Annotated in this window: 16 protein-coding genes; 6 read left to right on the top strand and 10 right to left on the bottom strand. The window is 63.3% G+C overall.

Annotation, left to right across the window (positions count from 1 at the left end):
* Positions 1-253 precede the first annotated feature (253 nt).
* The 4 genes from AC5E6W_RS00985 to mutL form a co-directional block, all read right to left on the bottom strand.
* Positions 254-454, bottom strand: a complete 201-nt coding sequence (locus AC5E6W_RS00985; RefSeq protein WP_103934864.1) for a cold-shock protein — start codon at positions 452-454, stop codon at positions 254-256.
* A 165-nt stretch (positions 455-619) separates the two neighbouring features.
* Complete coding sequence (cmk, locus tag AC5E6W_RS00980) at positions 620-1,348, bottom strand: (d)CMP kinase (RefSeq protein ID WP_491750383.1); 729 nt, start codon at positions 1,346-1,348, stop codon at positions 620-622.
* Between the two features lie 9 nt (positions 1,349-1,357).
* Entirely contained in the window at positions 1,358-3,742 is a 2,385-nt protein-coding gene (locus AC5E6W_RS00975; RefSeq protein ID WP_491750382.1) for a hypothetical protein, read from the bottom strand.
* A 144-nt stretch (positions 3,743-3,886) separates the two neighbouring features.
* Positions 3,887-5,935, bottom strand: a complete 2,049-nt coding sequence (gene mutL, locus AC5E6W_RS00970; RefSeq protein WP_491750381.1) for a DNA mismatch repair endonuclease MutL — start codon at positions 5,933-5,935, stop codon at positions 3,887-3,889.
* Positions 5,936-6,009: 74 nt separating this feature from the next.
* Here mutL and AC5E6W_RS00965 point away from each other — a divergent pair, with 74 nt between their 5' ends.
* Positions 6,010-6,312, top strand: coding sequence for a type II toxin-antitoxin system RelE/ParE family toxin (locus AC5E6W_RS00965; protein ID WP_491750380.1), 303 nt, complete (start codon positions 6,010-6,012; stop codon positions 6,310-6,312).
* A 12-nt stretch (positions 6,313-6,324) separates the two neighbouring features.
* The gene (locus AC5E6W_RS00960; protein WP_491750379.1) at positions 6,325-6,627 is read left to right on the top strand and encodes a HigA family addiction module antitoxin; all 303 of its coding nucleotides are present in this window, start codon (positions 6,325-6,327) and stop codon (positions 6,625-6,627) included.
* A gap of 41 nt (positions 6,628-6,668) precedes the next feature.
* Here the strand turns inward: AC5E6W_RS00960 and pyk are convergent, their stop codons facing one another.
* The 3 genes from pyk to AC5E6W_RS00945 all read right to left on the bottom strand — a co-directional run bounded on the left by pyk (position 6,669) and on the right by AC5E6W_RS00945 (position 10,038).
* Positions 6,669-8,123 (bottom strand): pyruvate kinase, encoded by a 1,455-nt coding sequence (gene pyk / locus AC5E6W_RS00955; protein ID WP_491750378.1) that lies wholly within the window; start codon positions 8,121-8,123, stop codon positions 6,669-6,671.
* Positions 8,124-8,206: 83 nt separating this feature from the next.
* Positions 8,207-9,334, bottom strand: coding sequence for a YihY/virulence factor BrkB family protein (locus AC5E6W_RS00950; RefSeq protein ID WP_491750377.1), 1,128 nt, complete (start codon positions 9,332-9,334; stop codon positions 8,207-8,209).
* Positions 9,335-9,522: 188 nt separating this feature from the next.
* Positions 9,523-10,038, bottom strand: coding sequence for a thioredoxin family protein (locus AC5E6W_RS00945; protein WP_491750376.1), 516 nt, complete (start codon positions 10,036-10,038; stop codon positions 9,523-9,525).
* Positions 10,039-10,238: 200 nt separating this feature from the next.
* On the opposite strand from AC5E6W_RS00945, the gene AC5E6W_RS00940 reads away from it, so the two are divergent.
* A complete protein-coding gene (locus AC5E6W_RS00940) occupies positions 10,239-11,231 on the top strand; it encodes an alpha/beta hydrolase (protein ID WP_491750375.1) in 993 nt (330 codons plus the stop codon).
* Positions 11,232-11,964: 733 nt separating this feature from the next.
* Here the strand turns inward: AC5E6W_RS00940 and AC5E6W_RS00935 are convergent.
* Together AC5E6W_RS00935 and acs are read right to left on the bottom strand one after the other, a co-directional pair.
* Entirely contained in the window at positions 11,965-13,212 is a 1,248-nt protein-coding gene (locus AC5E6W_RS00935) for a VWA domain-containing protein (RefSeq protein WP_491750374.1), read from the bottom strand.
* A 372-nt stretch (positions 13,213-13,584) separates the two neighbouring features.
* Positions 13,585-15,552 (bottom strand): acetate--CoA ligase, encoded by a 1,968-nt coding sequence (acs, locus tag AC5E6W_RS00930; RefSeq protein ID WP_491750386.1) that lies wholly within the window; start codon positions 15,550-15,552, stop codon positions 13,585-13,587.
* 423 nt (positions 15,553-15,975) lie between these two features.
* Between acs and AC5E6W_RS00925 the strand changes: the two genes are divergently transcribed.
* Positions 15,976-16,173 carry a hypothetical protein gene (locus AC5E6W_RS00925; protein ID WP_491750373.1) on the top strand — a complete coding sequence of 66 codons (198 nt, stop codon included), beginning with the start codon at positions 15,976-15,978 and terminating at the stop codon, positions 16,171-16,173.
* Here the strand turns inward: AC5E6W_RS00925 and AC5E6W_RS00920 are convergent.
* Positions 16,170-16,745 carry a DUF421 domain-containing protein gene (locus AC5E6W_RS00920; RefSeq protein WP_491750385.1) on the bottom strand — a complete coding sequence of 192 codons (576 nt, stop codon included), beginning with the start codon at positions 16,743-16,745 and terminating at the stop codon, positions 16,170-16,172. The genes AC5E6W_RS00925 and AC5E6W_RS00920 overlap by 4 nt on opposite strands.
* A gap of 343 nt (positions 16,746-17,088) precedes the next feature.
* Here AC5E6W_RS00920 and AC5E6W_RS00915 point away from each other — a divergent pair, with 343 nt between their 5' ends.
* Positions 17,089-18,186 (top strand): energy transducer TonB, encoded by a 1,098-nt coding sequence (locus AC5E6W_RS00915; RefSeq protein ID WP_491750372.1) that lies wholly within the window; start codon positions 17,089-17,091, stop codon positions 18,184-18,186.
* A gap of 168 nt (positions 18,187-18,354) precedes the next feature.
* The gene (locus AC5E6W_RS00910; RefSeq protein WP_491750371.1) at positions 18,355-20,298 is read left to right on the top strand and encodes a hypothetical protein; all 1,944 of its coding nucleotides are present in this window, start codon (positions 18,355-18,357) and stop codon (positions 20,296-20,298) included.
* The last annotated feature ends 12 nt before the right edge of the window (positions 20,299-20,310 follow it).

Genomic DNA, 20,310 nt, shown 5'->3' with positions numbered 1-20,310 from the left:
AAGCACCAGGTTCAAAACGAACCCCTCCGAGTGCGTATAGAAGCCCGAGATGAACCCAAAACACCCACAGAAAACAACAAAGCCTTGACTCCAACAGCCGTCTCATAGAAGCCGCTGAGGGAAATGCTCCCGGCTTCAACCGGGCTTCCCTGGGCCGCGCGCAGAACGCAAAAAGGGAACAGACCCACCTGTTCCCTCTTGCAAGAGCATCGTTTTTAGGTTTTCTGCGGACGCGATAGATTACCGCGACGGACTACAGAGGCTGAACGTCAGAAGCCTGCCAGCCCTTGGGTCCCTTGACCACATTGAACTGAACAGCCTGGCCCTCCTGAAGGCTCTTGAAGCCATTCGTCATGATGGCCGAGTAGTGCACGAACACGTCTTCACCGTTCTGACGGCTGATGAAGCCAAAACCCTTGGCGTCGTTGAACCACTTCACTGTTCCCTGTTCCATGTCTCGCAAATCCTTGTGTGATTGATCTTTGACGCTGAACCCAAATGGAGCTTCGGCGAGAGCTAACCCTGCAGAAACCAACTTGTTTCAAACGATGTGAGGATGTTAGCACGCTTGGCAAATTTTGCTAGCGGAAAATTCAACTTCCACCGCACTGCACCGTACCTAGTGCAACTGCGGCTCCGGAATGTGCTCTCTCACAATGGCTTCCGCTCTCGACAACACCTCACCCAGAGTTAGCTGGGTCGAGTCCAGAGTTACAGCGTCAGGTGCCGCCCGCAGCGGCGATTCCGCGCGATTACGGTCGCGGTCATCGCGTTCTTTCAATTCTTTGATCACAGCCTCTTCAGGCTTCGTCGCCAGCGTAGGACCCACCTGCCGGTAACGTCGATTACCGCGTACTTCCGGCGCAGCATCGAGGAAGATCTTGACCTCGGCATCCGGAAATACAACCGTGCCAATATCACGGCCTTCCATCACCACGCCGCCCTGCTGGCCCATCTTGCGCTGCAGGTCCACCATCCACGCCCGCACCCGAGGATGCACACTGATCCTGCTCGCCGCGGCCGTCACATCCGTGTCGCGCACGCGCCGCGAGACATCCATGCCATCCAGCAGCACGCGGTTCCCTTCGAGCTGCGGCTCCAGCCCGATGCGTGTGCACTCGGCCACGTCCATCAGCGCCTGCTCATCGGTAAAGTCCACGTCCGCGTCAATCGCCTTAAGTGCCAGCGCGCGGTACATCGCCCCGGTCTCCAGGTTCAGGAAGCCGAAGCGCCGCGCGAGGTGCGCGGCCATCGTGCTCTTGCCCGCACCCGCCGGCCCGTCGATAGCAATGACGGGTCGGCGGCGCGTGGCGTTCGGTGTCTCAACTGCAGGTGACGTCGGCGTCATCGGTGGCGGCTACTCCTTCGGATTCCCGGACTCTCCGGATTCTCCCGCACCAGACTGTGGACGACGAGGTCCCGGCGAACGGAATCCGCCCGGCTTGCTGCCGTACGCAGGCTTCGAACCGAACCGGCCACCCGGCTTGCTGAAGCCCGGCTTCGCGCCGTAAGGCTTCCGATCACCGCCACCCGAAGGACGCGCACCGAACGGCTTGCGATCTCCAAAGGACTTACGCTCGCCACCAAATGCCGGCTTCGCTCCGAACGGCTTGCGATCACCGAACGGCTTCCGCTCAAACGGCTTACGCTCACCGCCACCGAACGCCGGCTTGGCGCCGAACGGTTTGCGATCTCCAAACGGCTTCCGCTCTCCGCCAAACGAAGGCTTCGCCCCAAAGGGCTTCCGCTCGAACGGCTTGCGATCGCCAAAGGGCTTACGCTCGCCGCCAAATGCCGGCCTCGCCCCGAATGGCTTGCGCTCCGGACGACCACCCTCGCCACCCTCAAAGCGGCGCGGCGGACGCGAATCCGAACCGCCCCCAAAGGACGATCCCTCAGGGCGATCCCGGCGAACAAACCCGCCCGGTTTGCGATCCCCAAACGGCTTCGCACCGAATGGTTTGCGATCCCCTCCGAACGAAGGCTTCGCCCCAAAAGGCTTGCGATCGCCAAACGACTTCCGCTCACCACCGAACGAAGGCTTCGCTCCGAACGGCTTGCGGTCCCCACCAGGGCGCGGCGCGCCAAACGGCTTCTTCGAGAACGGCTTGCGCTCGAACGAGCGCGGCGCACCCTCGCCGGAACTCTCACGGCTGCCACGGTCGCCACCATAACGCGGCGACGGCTTCCAGCTGCTGCGCTCGCCACCACCCTCGCGGCTGCCATAGCTCTTGCGCTCGAATGGCCGTCCCTCGCCCTCAGCAGGCTTCGGCTTCTCGAAACGACGCTTCTCCGGAGGAAGACCCTTCTCCTCACGCGGGCCAAGCTCGCGAGGAGCCTTCTTGTCGAACCGCGCAAACTGCGCCGGCGTATCGGTCTTCGGCGCCGAATCCTCCGCCCACGGACGGGTGAAGTCATTCTCCCGCGCCCGTGTCGGACGATCTCCATCCTCACGACGAGGACGTGCCGCACGATCAAACGCCGGCGATGTACGCGGACGTGCCGGACGATCCCCCGCATCCTCACGACGAGGACGCGCAGGACGATCCGAGCCTCCCGCAGAAGCACTGCGGTCAAACGGGCGCCGCGTGCGCTCGTCGGCGCCATCGCGACGCGGGTAAGCCGGACGATCGCTCGGACCACCACGGCCCGGCGGCCTTCCGCCCGTACGACCAGTTGCCCGCTTCGGCGCTCCGCCAGGTGTCCGTACAGGAGCCCGCCGCGGCGCGCCTTCACGCGAAACCGGCTTGCCACGCAATTCATTGGCGCGCCCCGAAGAGAAGCTGCGAATGCGCGGAGCGTCCTCGCCCTCGGCGACTTCAGCCCCTTCAACGGCCTCGCCCTCAACACCCTCAGCCTCTTCGCCCTCACCCTCAACTTCAGGCTCGGCAAACTCAGGCAGCGCGCCAGGAATGTACAGCAGCGTCTGCCCGTCGATCACAACCGTCTCCAACTGCCGAGCACTGGTCAGCGCCAGCACCACCTCATGCACCCGCGAGCCCGCGACCACATTCGAGAGGAACGCCGCAACCTGCTCCTCGGAGGCCGCAACGACCTGCCCGAGATACAGCGAAAGAATCGCCGACAGCGCCGTCGGCACACCCGCATTCGCTCCCGCCTTGATCGGCTTCAGGAAGCGCCGCGTGGTGATCTCCCACAGCGTCGTCTCCTCGTTCTGCCCGTACAGCGGAAGCACTCGCAGCTGGCCCCAAAGCTCGACCAGCGCACGGATCACCGCAGCCTCGGTCAGCTCGCGGCCCAGCTCATTGGCCAGCTCGGCAGCCGAAAGCGCACCGCGCTCACTCAGAACCTCATACACCTTCACCGCCAGCGGGGTCACCGCATACGGCCCGGAGCTCTGCGGAGCGACCTTGTAGCCCTTGTCGCCGCGCAGCGTGAACAGGTAGCTGAAGACCTGTGCCGTCACAACGAAGTCCGGCATCTCACCCGGCAGGCCGGCAAGGTTCAGCGGCAGCGCGCCGCCCTCGCTCACTAGCCGTGCGATGAAGCTGCGCGCGACGTGGATCTGTTCCGGCGTCGGTTCGGCATTGGCCGCGCCCAGCGTGGCCTCGACCAGCGAAGGCGCGGGCGCCTTCGCAAATGTCTCAAACGAAACCAGACCGAGCGGCGCAAGCCACTCGCGAACGGCCTCGAGGGTCAGGGCAGCATCGCCATCCTGACGCCAAATGTGGGAGCGAGCTGCAGTCAGCTGCTCCTGGGAAAATTGCGGTGTTGAACTCAAAACTTGTGTCCCTTCAGTTGCCGCGTCCCATCCTTCGCCATGGCTTTCGCCCGGCGCGTCGACTGCAGCTCGGTTTGACCTGGACGCCGCGCGCGCGGACTCGCTGCGCCGACGGGAAAAACAGGCTCCGCGCAAGCCCAAAGGCTAGATGCGCTGGAACGCCCGTTGAATGTCTTTTAAAGAATACCGCAACGCGATGGGGCGGCCATGCGGACAACTAGTAGGATGTTCCGTCTTTCCCAGTTCCCGCAGCAGCCAATCGATCTTCGAGGGCTCCAGCGGGGTGTTGATCTTGATCGCCGCATGACACGCGATCGAGGCCGCAATCCGGGTCCGCCGCGCCTCCTCATTCTCTGCCTGGGCCGTCCGATCGGCCACCGCCAGCACCTCTTCCAGCGTCCGTTCCAGCTCCCGGCCATCCAGCCCGACCGGGGTCGCCTTCACCGCCAGCGTCCGCGGCCCGAACGGCTCCGCCTCGATGCCGTTTCGTTCCAATTCCTCAGCAATCTCAGCAAAAATCACCATCTGCGCTGGCTGCAACTCCACCAGCACCGGCATCAGCAACCGCTGCCGCTGCACCTTTTCCACCTCACGCTCGCGCAGAATCTTCTCGAACAGCACCCGCTCGTGCGCTACATGCTGGTCCACGATCCACAGCCCTTCCTCATTCGTCGCCAGGATGAACGAGTCCCGCAGCTGACCCAGCGGCCGCAGCGTCGAAAGCGCATTCAACGTCGGCTGCTGCTGATCATTTCCGCCCCAAACATTACTCCATGGACCAGCGTCCGAATTCGGCACAGACGGAGCGTCGTACCCCACCGCCAGCCCCGCTCCCTCGAATCCCAGCCTCCCCGGCGAGGGTGGAACCACCCGCTCCCGCAGCGAGAAAGCCTCCGCCTCCGAAGCAAGTTCCGCATCCGTAGGAAGCTCCGATGCGCCTAGGTACGAGGAGTCACTCGCTCCTGAAAAACCTGTCCCCTCGCCCCTCGACAGCTCGCCGTGCTGGTCTTCCGTCCGCTCCCGCGGCTCAAACACCGGCTGATCGATCCCACTGATCGGGCTCACATCCACCATCAGCGACGCACCCGCAGTCGGCCCGTTGCTCATCGCCGCAAGAAAGCTTGCCGCCGGCCTAGCCCGCATCAGCCCCGTCCGCACGCTGTCGCGCACAAAATCATGCAGGAACGCAGTCTGCCGGAACCGCACCTCGGTCTTCGCCGGGTGCACGTTCACGTCCACCTCTTCCGGAGGCATCTCCAGAAACAGCAGCACCACCGGAAACGACGTCGGCGGAATGATGTTCCGATACGCTTCGCTCAGCGCATGCAGCATCAACCGGTCGCGGATCAGCCGCCCATTCACGAACACATAAATCGAGTTTCGGTTGAGCTTCTGCAGCTCCGGCTTCGAGATGAACCCGCTCACCCGCAAAAATCCGGCGGGCGGAGCTTCATAGTCCGCCTCGCGCTTCCATGGCGGAGGCTGCGGAAGCCCCGCCCGCGCATAGTCCATCTCCGCCGCAATCGGAATCATGTGCCGGTACGTCTCGCCGCCAAACAGCTGATACAGCCGCTCGCCCGCATCCGTCACAGCCGGTGCGCTGATCAATGTTTGCGTCGACGTGTGCAGCTCAAAGTGCTTGCCCGGATGCGCCAGCGCATAGTTCGTCACCAGCGCCGCCACGTGCCCCAGCTCGGTCTGCTCACTGCGCAGAAACTTCCGCCGCGCCGGCGTATTGAAGAACAGATCGCGCACCGCAATCGTCGTTCCCGCAGGCAGCCCAGCGTCTTCCACGCTCAGCATCCTGCCGCCCGCAATCTCGACCGCCGTGCCCACTTCATCGTCAACCGCACGCGTCTGCAGCGACAGCCGCGACACCGACGCAATCGACGGCAACGCCTCGCCGCGAAACCCCAGCGTCGCAATCTTCAGCAGGTCATCGGAACTCCGCAGCTTCGACGTCGCATGCCGCTCGAAGCACAACAGAGCATCATCGCGCCCCATGCCATGCCCATTGTCGACGATGCGGATCAGCTTCCGCCCACCCGCCTCAACCTCGATCCGGATCCGCGCAGCCCCCGCATCCAGCGAGTTCTCCAGCAGCTCTTTCACCACTGAAGCCGGACGCTCCACCACCTCACCAGCAGCGATCTGGTTCGCTACCTGGTCGGAAAGTACGTGAATGCGTCCCATAAAGAGATTGTAGACACCGGGCGCGTATCGGAAAACCGGCCTTGTGGCGCGTATTACTAACTGATACAGTTACTGTGATCGACACTGCGGAGCTGCACGTGATCGAATCCTTCCGACATGCAGGCCTGGAGCGGTTCTTTCGCACCGGTTCCAAGGCCGGCATCCAACCCGCTCATGCCCCAAAGCTGGCTGTACAGCTCGTCGCGCTCAATCAGGCAAAGAGGGCTGAAGACATGGATGTTCCCGGCTGGAACCTGCATCCACTGAAGGGGACTCTGACCGGGCACTGGTCCGTGAAGGTGAATGGAAACTGGCGGCTGACCTTCCGTTTCGATCATGGCAACGCAAAAATTCTGGATTATCAGGACTACCACTGAGGAGCAACCTGTATGCGAATGTACAAGCCTGCACACCCGGGAGCCTTGCTCCGCGAAATCATGTCGGAAGATCTCACCGTCGCTGATCTCGCAAGACACCTCGGCATGACCCGCGCGAACCTATCCATGATCCTGAATGGCCGCCTGGGAATCTCTGCCGCTGTCGCAGTCAAGCTGTCCGAAGCCTTCGCTCAGTGGGAGGCCGAGTTTTGGCTCGGCTTGCAGAATCAGTACGACATCGCGAAGGTCCTGCGCAGGAAACGAGCGAAGATCGCGCCCCTCCGCAAGCCGGCAAAGATGAAAATGGCCGCCTAGTTTTAGGCGGCCATTCCAATTGCTTGCAACGCTCCTTGGCTTTATCGATCCCCAATCACATGCAGCCGCATAAAGTTCGTCGCACCGGACTTCGTCGCCGTGCCCGCAACAATCCCCACAATCTGCTTCGGCTTCACATGACCATGCGTCTCGAGGATCTTCTCCGCCATCTCCACCAGCTTGTCGGTCGAGGAAAACCGCTCGCAAGTAATCGGCTGCGTACCCCACAGCAGCATCGACCGATGCGTCACGCTCTCGAACGGCGAGAGCACGAAGATCGGAGCATCCGGGCGGTACTTCGAGAGCAGTCGCGCCGTCGTTCCCGTCTCCGTAAAGATCGCAATCGCCGCCAGGTCCAGGTCATCGGCCGAGTGAGCCATACACTCGCAGATCGTCTCCGGCACGCTTAGCGTGCGGCGCTTGTGGCGCAGCGTCCGGTTCGACACCAGCTCGATCTGCGACTCGGTCTCCATGACGATCTTCGCCATCATCGCCACCGACTCCACCGGATACTTGCCCGCCGCCGACTCCGCCGAGAGCATCACCGCATCGGTGCCATCGTAGATCGCATTCGCTACGTCCGAAGCTTCCGCCCGCGTCGGGCGCGGGTTTTCGATCATCGACTCCAGCATCTGCGTCGCTGTGATCACCGGCTTGCGGTACTCCAGCGCGCGCCGAATGATGTGCTTCTGGATCGCCGGAACCTTCTCCGGAGGCATCTCCACACCCAGGTCGCCGCGGGCCACCATGATGCCGTCCGAAGCCTCGAGGATCGAGTCCAGATGATCGATCGCCTGCGGCTTCTCCAGCTTCGAGATCACCCACGTGTCATACCCCAGCGACGCGATGCGGCCCTTCACATAGCGCACATCGTCCGCGGTCTGCACAAAGGAGACCGCGATCATATCGGCGCCCGCCTTCAGCGCAAACTCGAGGTCGGCCTCATCCTTCTCCGTCAGCGATGGAACCTTGATGGCGACGCCCGGAAGGTTGATGCCCTTCTTCTCGCCCAGCATGCCGCCGTTGATGATCTCGGTGACCACGTCTGCGCCTTGAATCTCAACCACTCGCAGCTCGATGAGCCCATCCGACAGCAGCACCTGGTCGCCCGGGCTCAGGTTCTCCGCCAGCGTCGTGAATACCGTACTCACGCGCTCCACGGTGCCTTCCATCTGCACGGGAGTGATCGTCAGGCGCTTGCCTGCCTCCAGCATCACCGGCTTGTGGTCGACCAGCACACCGGTGCGGATCTTCGGGCCCTGCAGGTCGGCAAGAATGCAGATCGGCTTGTCTTCCTCGCGCGCGATCTTCCGCACCATCGCGATGAGCTCGGCCTTCTGTTCATGCGAACCGTGTGAGAAGTTCAAGCGAGCAACATCCAGCCCCGCGCGAACCAGCTTCCGAAATACTTCTTCGCTGCTTGAAGTCGGCCCCAGCGTGGCGACGATCTTGGCGCGGCGCAACGGCGAAGTCGCACCTTTGATTGTGTCTTCCATCAAACCCAGCATCCCCGCGGCCCGCCAGTCGGGCCCGCTCTTTCCGTGTGCAGTTGTCAGGCCGGTCAAGCAGCTGCCGTCCATCAGTCTGACATTCTACCTGCGCCGTGGGTCAACGAGCGTGACCGTCGCCACCCAGGAGGCCAGCGCAGCGCCGCCAGCAGCTCCCGAGGGTGCCCCGTGAAGCTCGGACGCCCCTCCGCCGCGTTGCGGCTGTCGATCGCCCGCTGCGCATTGAACTCCGCTCCCATCAGCACGCTCACCGCGATGATGTACAGCCACACCAGCAGAGCGATCGCCGCGCCCAGCGACCCATAGACCCGCGAATAATTCGCATAGCGCGTCACATACAGCCCAAACAGCAGCGTCGAGATAAACCACAGCGCCGTCGCCAGCGCCGCCCCGGGAAGGCTCGCCCGCCAACTCCACTCCTTGCGCAGCAGGCTCAGCGGACGTCGCAGCGTCTCGCGAATCAGCGGCTCCAGCCGCAGCTGCAGCCTCCGGTCCGGATCCGTCCCAAGATGGTAGATGAGCCCCAGGATCGCCACCGAACCCAGCAGCGCCACCGTCCAGCGCAGCAGCACCGTGACGACGTAGAACACCCCCCGCAGGTCCGTCAGCAGCCATCCCGCCAGCCGCATCGTGAGGAAGTGCCCAAACATCACCAGCACACTCGCCGCGGCCATCGGCAGCAGCGACACCGGCACCAGCACCAGCGCCCGCAGTCGCCGCGGCCAGAAGCTGCCCCGCAGATCCGGCAGCCCATGCGCGCGGCGGAACCCCTCCATCAGCGTCGCCATCACGCTGGCCGCGCCGAACAGGCTCACCACCAGCGCGCTCAGCAGCGCCTTGGTCGTCTGCGGGTTCTGGTGCGATTGCGAGAAGTACGCCTCCAGCAGTGGCGCCACATTCGAGGGCAGCACGCGGTCGAAAAACGCTGCCAGCTGGTGGCGCAGCGGCACGTTCCCCGGCAGCATCCCCACCACGGCCGCCGACACAATCAGCGCCGGAAATAGCGCCAGTATCCCCGAATACGCCGTCGCCTGCCCCACCGTGAACACGTCATGGTCGATCGCCGAAAACACTGCCGCCCGCAGCAGCAGGATCGCCCGCAGGCAGCGGTACAGCGGCGTCACCACAAACCTCTTTGCGAGGCCGGAAGCGATCGCCCGGGAGCCGGTGCGCGAAATGGTCTCGACTGCGCGATCCATCAGTCTGGAAGCCTCTGCTCAAGTCCTGCCTTGTCAGGGCAGCACTCCAATCTGCCTTAATCCGTGCTTTGTCAGCGCGGGACTTTAGTCCCGCGGTAAGACGCGCGATGACCCTGCGACTTTAGCCGCTGAGGGCATGCTCAACACACCAGAACCTTCTAACACCTCTCGCAGCCTTTCCCGCCAGCTTACTTCTTCCACTTGTTGAGGAACGCCGTCACTGAGCCCGCCTCCATGTGCCGCATGTCCGCGAACTCCAGATTTTGCGCCACCAGCACCTTGCCATTCGAGTCCAGCACCGCCAGCGCGGGCACGCCCTTCAACGGCACGCCATACTTGTGCGCGATATCCAGATTCGCATCCTCGCGGCCAATGTTGATCGGCACGATGACAAAGTTCTGGTTCACGATCTGCTGGTTCGGTGCCTGGTGGAAGTACAGGAACAGCACCTGGCAATCACCGCACCAGTCGCCGCCAAAGTCGAGGATCACCCGCTTGTGCTGCTTCCGCGCCACGGCCAGCGCATCGCGAATATCGCCCTGCGCCGCGCCGATCTCCGGATAAATATGGTGCGCCTGGATCCCGACGCTGGCATCGTGCGGCAGGATCTGCGCTGCCACCGGCGCGGCAGCCGCAAGCGTCACGGCCAGCGCGGCAGCACCAACCGAGGTCCGCACCGTGCGAAAGAACGTAGTTCCGATCATGATGAATCTCCCTCTGCAACTGCAACGCAACGACCCAGCGTCGCCTTCTATCATCCGCCAGGAGCCCGGCTCACGCCATCGCTCCACGGCCCACGGGGTCTACCTTCTGGATGCTCCCCGCCACCGGAAGATGCGCGCGGCACCCGGTCACCCCTCAGCCATGAGCCCGGTCTGACAGGTTGCAGGTATGCTGTTGCCCCATGAGCTCCTCACGTGTCTCGCTCCGCTCCCTGAGCCTTGCCTTCGCATCCACCGCACTGTCCATCGGCCTCTCCGCCCAGCAGCCCACCGCCTCCAACCTCGTCCACACCAAGCCGCCCGCCGGCTTCGCCACCGTTGAACCCCTCTGGCAAGGCCAGGCCCCCGGAGCCGTCGGCATCGAAGACGACGACCAGCCCAAGCTCTTCTGCTACCCCGCCACAGGCCCCGGACCCCACACCGCCGTCGTCGTCCTTCCCGGCGGTGGCTACAACCATCTCGTCATGGAGCAGGAAGGAGCCCGCGAAGCCCGCTGGCTCGTCGCCCACAACATCAGCGCCTTCGTCCTGCAGTACAGGCTCTCGCCGCGCTATCTCTACCCCTGGGCACTGGTCGACGGCCAGCGAGCCGTCCGCCTCGTCCGCTCCCACGCCAAGGATTGGAACCTCCGTCCCGATGCCATCGGCTTATGGGGCTTCTCCGCCGGAGGCCACATGGCCGCCTGGCTGGCAACAGCCGATCCCCGCGCCGATCTCCCCGCCTTCGGCAAGCTTGGTCCCGGCAGCGCATCCCACGATGCCATCGACCAGCTCTCCGCCCACCCCGACTTCGCCATCCTCAACTACGCACGCACCGATCTCTCGCCCGACATCCCCGGCACCTTCGGCATGGAGGCCCTCACCGGCAAAAACGCGCCCCAGGCTCTCGTCGACGCCATCAACCCCGTCCTGCACGTCGCGAAGGAAAGCTCCCCCAGCTTCATCTATGCCACCGAGCACGACGAAAAGGTGAACTCCCTCAACGCGACCTCCTTCTTCAACGCGCTCCAGAAAGCCGGCGTCCCAGCCGAGCTCCACGTCTTCGAACTCGGCCCCCACGGCACCCACATGGGAGACGATCAGCCCAGGTACCCTGAGCTCGCCATCTACCCCCTGCTGCTCCAGCATTGGCTGGAATTGCATGGCTGGTTAACGATTTCGACAACACAAAATTGATCCTCCCTCCGCACAGCGCGACTCCCTGCGGATGGCGCATCCAAGCCCGCATGCATTCTGTCTGTCGGGCCCCTGAAGCAAATGTCCCCGAGGTGTATCTCGCGGACGAGCCACTCCTCTTCGTTCTTTCTCGGGAAAAGCAGCGCCGGACGCCCCGTCCAGCCTGCAGGCTCCGCGACATTGGCTCGAATCCCACCAGCACGGTGCTGGTCGTCTCAGTCTTCAGCGTCGTTCTGCTGGCGCTCTTCGGAACGGCTTTAACCATCCTGGGGTGGGATAGCCATCACCTCAGGTTGGGAGATCGGAACAGGCGCAAAGACGACATGGCCGCGGCCCTGCTCTACGGCGCTCATTAGCTCCATTCCCTGGTGCAGGCTTTTGCGCCCCGTCGGTCGGCACGACTTCAAATAGCCGCTAGCTGATCGACATCCCCCGCAAACCAGGAAGTGTCGTTGAACCGCTGAGGGGCGGTTTCATCCACCGGTAGCGCCCTTGGGCGTCGATCGTATCGCGAAGCGACAACAACGCATCCTACGACCATGGAGATCGAACAACTTCCCCCGAAACGCCCTAACTTCCTTCTGATCGTCGTTCTGTCCAGCGCCTTTATGCTGGTGGTCTTCGGTCTCGCGCTGGCATTCGTCCACTTCGACGGCCGCCATCTTCACTTTGGCGATAGACACAATAGAGACCAGGCGCACGCCATCCTCTTGCCACCACCCGCGCCGAGCTCTTACCGCGCCGCTCCCGTGTAGTACCCATCGCGTGTTTCGATCCACGGTTTGCTCTTGCCCGCTTCGCCGTTCAGCGTCAGCGTGATCTGGTGGTACCCGTCTTTCGCGGCCTCATCCGCCGGCGTAAAGCCCAGCCGATACTGCGAGCGCAGCTCTTCGCCGATCTCCGCATAGATCGATTCCACCGTGTCCTTCTTGCTCACCTCGAACACCCGCCCGCCGGTCTCACCGCAAAGCCGCTCCAGCACCTTCCGGCCATCGACGTTCGGCTTGTAGCCCCCGCCACCGCCGCCCGGGTTGTTGCCCCCGTTCGGATTGTTCCCGCCATTCGGGTTGTTACCTCCCCCACCGCCTCCGGGATAGCCACCACCCCCCGGATACCCACCGCCGCCGGGATAGCCCCCGCCACCGCCGCCCGGCCAGCCACCACCGCCGCGCCGGCCGCCGCCATTCCCCGGCCCGCGATTCTGGTCGCGATGCTGCTCGCCCTTGTAATAGATCGCGTACACCACCGTGTCCGCGCGTTGCGCCGCCTCAATGGCATCCGTCAGCGACTCCTTGCTGCCGTTATCCGCCCCATCCGTCAGCAGGATGATCGCCTTCCGCCCCTTCTGGTTCGCGGTCACCTCGTCGCTGGCCAGGTACACCGCGTCGTACAGCGCCGTTCCATTGCCATGCGCTCGCCGCCCCTCGCGATCCACGCTGGTATCTTCCTGCGTCTTGAACGTCGAGCTCTCGGTCCCCAGCTCCCGCAGCGACGCCGCCAGCTGCGGCACCGAGTCCGTCACATCGTTCAGCATCTCGATCTGGTGCGCAAACTGGATGACAAACGCCTTGTCCGCTGGCCGGCTGCCCTTGCCGTCTTGGCTGGCCTTAGCCGGCTGCAGCATGTTCTGCAGAAAGCTCTGGCTCGCCTTGCGCTCGTCGTCCAGGTGCTCCTGCATGCTCCGCGAAGCATCCGCCACCAACCCCAGCGTCAGCGGAACATCCGTGTCATGGTCGAAGTACCGGATCGCCTGCGGCTTGCCCGTCACCTGCAGCGCAAAATCAGCCTGCGTCAGGTTCTTCTCGATCGCGCCCTTCTTGTCCCGCACCACCACCGGAACCACCACCAGCTTCGCCTCCACCGTAATGGTCGAAACCGGCGCCTCCGGCTTCTTCACAAGGACGGGCTTATCGCCCTGCTGGGCCTGCAACGAGGCCGCAACGAGCATGAACCCCGCGCAGCCGAAGACGATCCTGTTCATCCGCATATCCACGTAGACGAGTCTAGGTCCAGAGCTGTTTCGGGGCGTCCGGCAAACATCGCCGCCTCGCTGTCAAGTCCACCGCCCAGCCCATGACCGCGTAACTCCCACATACCATGGAGCCCCAGCCTCCCGCCCGCCTGGCAGAGTGACGGCCGACCGCTCGATACAATCAAAGCAGCGGCCACGCCGAGGAAACTCGAAACTCCAGGCTCAAGCCTCAAAACTCGATCGAGATTTCTCCTCCGACCGAGGCCCTCTATAGCCACGGGATTGCAGAACGGATAAACGGAGAACGCCGAACCTGAAGTCCACCCTCAAAGTCTCTGTTTCGAAGACTTTACGCCAAACAGGGGGAGGGGGGGTACCACCCTACTCGTCGTTCTCTCGTAGCTTCGCCAGCACTCCGAAGTCCTCGAGCGTGGTCGTATCGCCCTTCACCTCGCCAGTCGTCGCCAGTTCGCGCAGCAGCCGCCGCATGATCTTCCCCGAGCGCGTCTTGGGCAGCATCTGTGTGAAGCGCAGATCGTCCGGCCGGGCCAAGGCACCGATCTCCTTCGCCACCCACTTGCGCAGCTCCTGCCGCAGCTCCTCGGTGGGCTCATTGCCTTCGTCCAGCGTGACGAACGCAGCAATCGCCTGCCCCTTCAGATCATCCGGCCGCCCCACCACCGCGGCCTCCGCCACCTTGGGGTGCGCCACCAGCGCGCTCTCGATCTCCATCGTCCCCAGCCGATGCCCGCTCACGTTGATCACGTCGTCGACTCGGCCCATCAGCCAGTAGTAACCGTCGGCATCCCACCGCGCGCCATCGCCAGTGAAGTAGATGCCCTTGCCGTCGTGCCCCATCACTTCGGAGAAATAGGTCTGCACGTAACGCTCATGATCGCCCCAGATGGTCCGCGCGATCGATGGCCACGGTTTGCGGATCACCAGCAAGCCACCCTGCCCCAGTGGCACCGCTTCGCCTTCCTTGGTGACAACCTCAGGCTCGACGCCGAAGAACGGCCGCGTCGCCGAACCCGGCTTCGTCGGAACCGCGCCCGGCACAGGAGCAATCAGGATCGCTCCCGTCTCCGTCTGCCACCAAGTGTCGACGATCGGGCAGCGTTCCTTGCCGATCTCGCGGTGATACCACATCCACGCCTCGGGATTGATCGGCTCGCCCACCGTCCCCAGCAGCCGCAGCGAGCTCAGATCGTGCTTCTTCACCCAGTCGTCGCCCCACTTGATGAACGCCCGGATCGCCGTCGGCGCGGTGTAGAAGACACTCACCTTGTGGTCGTCGATGATCTGCCAGAAACGGTCGTTCGCCGGGAAGTTCGGCGCGCCCTCGTACATCAGCACCGTCGCGCCATTCTGCAGCGGGCCGTAGACCACGTAGCTGTGCCCGGTCACCCAGCCGATATCGGCCGTGCACCAGTACACATCCTCCTCGCGCAGGTCGAAGATGATCTTCGACGTCAGGTACGTCTGCACCGAGTAGCCGCCTGTCGTATGGACGAGACCCTTGGGTTTCCCCGTCGTCCCGCTCGTGTACAGGATGTACAGCGAGTCCTCGGCATCCATCGGCTCCGCCGGACACTCGGCCGCGACCTTCGCCATCTCCACGTGCCACCACACATCGCGCCCCGGAGTCATGCTCACGCCCGACGCGGCATGCGGCGCCCGCTGATACACCACCACCCGCCGCACCCCCGGGCACTTCACCAACGCCTCATCGACGATCTGCTTCAGCTTTATCTCGCCGCCGCGGCGGTAGCTGACGTCCTGAGTCACGATCACCTGGCAGTCCGAGTCGTTCACGCGGTCCGAGATCGCATGCGCCGCAAAGCCGCCGAAGATCACCGAGTGCACCGCGCCAATGCGCGCACAGCCCAGCAGCGCGATCGCCAGTTCGGGCCCCAGGCCCATGTAGATCGCAACCCGGTCGCCCTTCTTCACGCCCTGCGCCTTCAGCACGTTGGCGAAGCGCTGGACTTCCTCGTGGAGCTCGCCGTAGGTGATCCTGCGGACCTCTTTCGGCCTGCCATCCGCGTCGCAGAGCTCGCCTTCCCACAGCAGCGCGACCTTGTCCTTGCGCGCTCCCAGCGCGTGCCGGTCGACGCAGTTGTGGCTCAGGTTCAGCTTGCCGCCGATAAACCACTTGGCGTCCGCACCCGACCCGCTCAGCACCTCCGTCCAGGGCTGAAACCACTCCAGCTCGCCCGCCACTTTCGCCCAGAACGCCTCCGGATCGGCGATGCTCTCGGCATACAGGCGCTCGTACTCCTCCAGGCTGCCGACGTGCGCCTTCGCAGCAAACTCGGCCGGCGGCGGAAATACCCGGTCCTCCCGCATCAGCGACTCAAAATTCTGCGAAACGGCTTCAATCACGGGCTTTTCTGTGCTTTGGGAAGACAAGGGAAGCGTCCATCTCCGAAAAATATCTAAGAGCCACAAGGTACGTGAACCCGCGTACGACAGGCAACCACAAGACTGGCCACCTCTGTGTTCACGATCCAGGCTCCCAGCCTGACACAGTTTCTATAAGGGAATAGCCCGTCTGCATCAATCCGGCACACGTTGAAGTCCTGCGCTGCAACGCCGATAGGAACGCCCATGTACGACGCCTTCCTCGCTCTCTCCTTCGCCGCGATGATCTTCACCCCAGCGCTGGTCGCCTTCCGCATCAACCGCAACGTCGAATCCCACCTCGACTAACTGATTCGCCGAACTGCCCCCGTGTGCCCTGCGCGAGGGTGTGCCATTCTCAAAGTACGTATGAGCACGATGTTGGCGCCATTCTTCGGCTTCTTCCTGGGGTTCGTCTTCGGCGTTGGCTGCGCGCTCGCGGTGATGTACTCCATCTACCTCGGCGGGTACCGTGCTGCCGTTCGCGACGCCGCTTTGCCCGAGCCCCCCGAACGACTACTTAAGATTCGCTCCAAGCTGGCCGCCAAACCGCAGGCCAGGCCCTAGCCCTTCGCCGCAATCTCCGCACGCAGGGACCGCACCTCGGCCGAAAGCTCCTCGATCGCTTTCATGATGCTTGTCGAGTGGGCTTCCTCCAGCGTCGGGTGCAACCCTTTGACGTAAAAGGTCCCATTGGGCTCCAGCACGCAGATTTCCACCTCTGCGGGATCGGTAAACCCGTTCTTGTTCAGCACCGAATAGAGCTCCTCCATCGTCAGGGTCTCTTTTTTCAGTGCCTCCTCGTCGATCCTCCCGCGCTGCACCAGGGTCGTCGAGTGGCCCTCCAGGGCCTCGTTGATTTTGGGCGCGCTGTACAGAATTCGCATCAAAATCCAATTGATGGCCAGCAGTGAAAAGGCGCCCAGGATGCCGCCTGTCACGCTGTTGTCGTCACCGATGATGGCGTTTTGCACAGTATTCGAAAGGCTGAGCAACACCACCAGGTCGAAGGGGTTCAATTGAGCGAGTTCGCGCTTTCCAAACAGGCGGAGAAAGACGATCAGGCACAGATAGACCACCACCGGCCGCAGGATCTTCTCCAATACCGGAACGGGAAGGTGGAACATGTTGGCAGACAAGGTGTGTAGCAGCGTGGGTGACATTTTGCTCCTGTAGGATGCGCAAAACAGCGAAACCCGGAGGGCCGGGCGTCGATAGTGCCTTTACGGAATTGCTGCATTCTCAGACATTCTGGTCTCGAGGTGCATGAAATCAAAACAGAGGGTTGAAACCAACGTCCGGTAAAAACCGACCTACGGCACAGCCCGGAGGTGGGATTGTAGTACCCACTTGCGGCACGGTCCAATGGTACGGAACGGAAGAGTCGCATTCCGGTATTTATACGGGTTTTGCGCGTAATTCTGATATTGTTCTGGTAACTTCGTACGTTGCCGGGCCCTCAACGAAGAAAGCTAAAACCGCATGCCGAAGCCACTCCGCAGCGCAGATCCAAATCCGAAAAGCGTCCAGTTCTCCCACTTCGGCGTGCTCGATGATGGGACACGGAGCAAGGGCGCGTTCGCCACCTCCATCATCACCAATGGCATTGTGCTGTTCCTGCTGTTTCTCGTAGGCAGCGTGGTGACGAATGTCGTGGTCCCGAAGAAAGACACCAAGGACCTGACCTACGTGAAGGTGACAGAGCCACCACCTCCACCTCCGCCGCCACCACCGCCTCCGGTCAAGCTGCCGCCCGTCCCCAAGATGGTGGAGCGCAAGATTGAGATGCCGAAGCCCATCGAGCCTCCTCCGGAGATCAAGCCGATCGAGGTTCCGAAGCCCAAGCCTTTTGTCCCTGCTCCTGCGCCGCCCAAGGTCGTCAACCCTCCGCCGGCTCCGGTGAAGATCAACCTGGCCACCACGGCTGCCGCCGTCCCGAACCATGATGCGCACCCCTCGCCCGTCCGCCTGGGCGCAACCGATAACCCGCTGAAGCCACTCACCGGTCCCGCCGTCGCTCCCGTGAACTTCGGAAACCGCGGCGTTCCCGGCATGAGTGCCAGCAATACCGGCAACGGCCCTCATGCGGCGGCCGTGCAGCTCGGTAACGGCTGCCCCAACTGCACGAACATGAACGGCACGGATCACGGCAACGCCCACGTCGCCGGCGTCAAACTCGGCGTGCCCGGCGGCACTGGCCCCATGAACTCGACCAACTACGCCAACCGGCCGGTCAACGTTCAGCTGCAGGCCCAGCAAGCGCCGCCCGCCCAGCAGGTCACCCGGGCCGCTACCAATCCCGCCCAGGCAGTACCCACCACGATCTTCAAACCGCACGCAACGTACACCGACGAGGCACGGGCTCAGCACATCGAGGGCATCGTTCAGGTCCGCATCCGCGTCATGCCGGATGGCTCCGTGCAGGTCCTCGGTATTGTTCCTGGCCGTGGTCTCGGATATGGGCTCGACCAGTCGGCCGAAAACGCCGCTCGCGGCACACGTTTCAAGCCTGCCACCGACGCGCAGGGCCATCCCGTGCCGTGGGAGGGCATCGTTCAGTTCCAGTTCCAGCTGAGCTGATCGCCATTCTCATAAACCGCGTCTAACGAAAGCGATATCCTGTCATCACCCCGGAGAAACAACTCCGGGTTGTGACAGTCTGCCGATCCCCAGTCCCCCCTCGGCATGCTTGAACGGGTAGCCCCTCCCCGAAGGACACCCCCGCAACTTGAAGGAGCCTTACTCTCTATGACTCTCCGGACAAAGTTCACCACGGCTGTGGCGCTCGCTGCCGTGCTTGTGCCCGCAATGGGGGCTCACGCCTTCCCGATCCTCGGCAAGAAGAAGGTGCAGGAAGACCCCTACGCCCGCAAGCTCACCCCCGCCCAGAATGCGCTGGTCGATAAATCCATCGTCCGCGAGCAGCTCGTGGTCAAGACGCTCAAGGAGCGTCTGCCACTGGTCGAAACCTACATCCAGAAGATGAAGGCCGACCCGATCATGTTCCAGAGCCCCGAGTCCGATCTCCACATGCTCGGCCGCGTGAACTTCGGCAAGGTCATTGACGACAAGGCCTACGCCGAAGGCAAGGGAGTCGAAGAGAAGAAGACCGGCTTCATGGGCAAGTTCAAGCACTCGATGAGCTACATCACGGGGCTTTCGAACACCCTGCACCTGACCTTCCACCAGTCGGGCTTCGTGGCGATGCTGCTGGTCGATTCCAACAGCTATAGCCGCCAGACCTACACCTTCTCCTTCGTCCGCAACGAATTCCTGGGCACCGTCCCCACCGTCGTCTTCGACGTTCAGCCCACCAAGCACAATGCCTATGGCCGCTTCTTCGGCCGCATCTGGGTGGAGCGCAACGGCGGCAACATCGTCCGCTTCGATGGCGACTTCGCCGGCTCCGACGCCGACCGCCGTGAGTTCTACCACTTCGATTCCTGGCGCACCAATGTGCAGGAGGGCCTCTGGCTCCCCACCGCCGTCTACATCGAAGAGACCGACCCGAAGAGCCCAAACCATGTGCTGAACTTCCGCGCCATCAACCACATCTGGGGCTACCAGCTGCGCGTTCCTGAGAACGCGGGCGAGAACGAGTCCGAGACTGTGATTGGCGCGAACGACGAGAGCAACCAGGCCAATGACCTGAGCCCGCTCGGCGCGCAGCGCGAGTGGGTCCAGCAGGCCGAGGACAACGTCATCGAGCGGCTCTACACCGCCGGACTCATCGACGCCCGCTCGCCCTTCGACAAGACGCTGGAGGACCTCGCCAACAACATCCTCGTCTACAACAACATCCAGACCTCCCGCCCGCTGCGTGTGCGCACCCTGCTCACCGAGCCATTGGAATCCGTCTCCATCGGCAACACGATCCTGATCTCCAAGAGCCTGATCGACACCACTGCCGTGCCCACCTCGGACGGCGCCCAGCAGATGGGCAATCTCAATGCCGTGCTCGCTTTCCAGATCGCGCACATCATCCTCGGTCACCGCATCGACACCAAGTACGCGTTCTCCGACCGCCTGATGTTCCCGCCCGAGTCCGCCTTCCAGCGCCTCCCGATGGGCCACACCGAGAAGGACAACGCCGAGGCCGCCAAGGAAGCCATGAAGCTTCTGGGCGCCAAGGAGCTCGCCGACGGAGCGCCGTATTTCGGCCTCTACCTGCAGCAGCTCCAGGCTCGCCAGAAGGGTCTCAAGGCTCTCGACACCCCGCAACTGGGCGATTCGCTGGTCAAGTCCGATGGCACCTTCTGGATGCAGGAGCTCGTTGCCAAGGGCCCCAAGCTGGCCAACAACGACCTCAAGCAGGTCGCCGCCGAGCCCCTCGGCCAGTTCCTCCGCTTCGATCCCTGGACCGACCAGGTGATCCAGATGCACACCTCGTACGAGCCTCTGCTGAGCGCCCGCGACAAGATGCCGTTTGAGATCACGCCGGTCTACATGAAGCTCACCTACTGGCAGCCGCCCGCTGCTCCCGTAGCAGCACCCACCGCAGCGGCACCGGCAGCGGCAGGACAGCCGATCGATGCCACCGGCGCAGGTGCACCTCCTGCCGGCCAGCCAATCGACGCAACCGCTCCCGCAACGGCTGCCCCGGCTCCGGCTGGCACCACCGGCGCTCCTGTGCCACCACAGGGCGCCGCCCCGGCGACAGGCACCTCCACCCCTCCGCCTCCGCAACAGTAACGCCGCGGATAC

This window comes from Bryocella sp., from assembly GCF_058498515.1.
This window is presented reverse-complemented; position numbering and strand designations above follow the sequence as displayed.

Excerpts from the sequence above, each read along its gene's own strand:
- AC5E6W_RS00985 (WP_103934864.1), bottom strand. The coding sequence starts at position 454 with ATGGAACAGGGAACAGTGAAGTGGTTCAACGACGCCAAGGGTTTTGGC.
- cmk (WP_491750383.1), bottom strand. The coding sequence starts at position 1,348 with ATGACGCCGACGTCACCTGCAGTTGAGACACCGAACGCCACGCGCCGC.
- mutL (WP_491750381.1), bottom strand. The coding sequence starts at position 5,935 with ATGGGACGCATTCACGTACTTTCCGACCAGGTAGCGAACCAGATCGCT.
- AC5E6W_RS00960 (WP_491750379.1), top strand. The coding sequence starts at position 6,325 with ATGCGAATGTACAAGCCTGCACACCCGGGAGCCTTGCTCCGCGAAATC.
- pyk (WP_491750378.1), bottom strand. The coding sequence starts at position 8,123 with ATGGAAGACACAATCAAAGGTGCGACTTCGCCGTTGCGCCGCGCCAAG.
- AC5E6W_RS00950 (WP_491750377.1), bottom strand. The coding sequence starts at position 9,334 with ATGGATCGCGCAGTCGAGACCATTTCGCGCACCGGCTCCCGGGCGATC.
- AC5E6W_RS00945 (WP_491750376.1), bottom strand. The coding sequence starts at position 10,038 with ATGATCGGAACTACGTTCTTTCGCACGGTGCGGACCTCGGTTGGTGCT.
- AC5E6W_RS00940 (WP_491750375.1), top strand. The coding sequence starts at position 10,239 with ATGAGCTCCTCACGTGTCTCGCTCCGCTCCCTGAGCCTTGCCTTCGCA.
- AC5E6W_RS00935 (WP_491750374.1), bottom strand. The coding sequence starts at position 13,212 with ATGAACAGGATCGTCTTCGGCTGCGCGGGGTTCATGCTCGTTGCGGCC.
- acs (WP_491750386.1), bottom strand. The coding sequence starts at position 15,552 with ATGCGGGAGGACCGGGTATTTCCGCCGCCGGCCGAGTTTGCTGCGAAG.
- AC5E6W_RS00925 (WP_491750373.1), top strand. The coding sequence starts at position 15,976 with ATGAGCACGATGTTGGCGCCATTCTTCGGCTTCTTCCTGGGGTTCGTC.
- AC5E6W_RS00915 (WP_491750372.1), top strand. The coding sequence starts at position 17,089 with ATGCCGAAGCCACTCCGCAGCGCAGATCCAAATCCGAAAAGCGTCCAG.
- AC5E6W_RS00910 (WP_491750371.1), top strand. The coding sequence starts at position 18,355 with ATGACTCTCCGGACAAAGTTCACCACGGCTGTGGCGCTCGCTGCCGTG.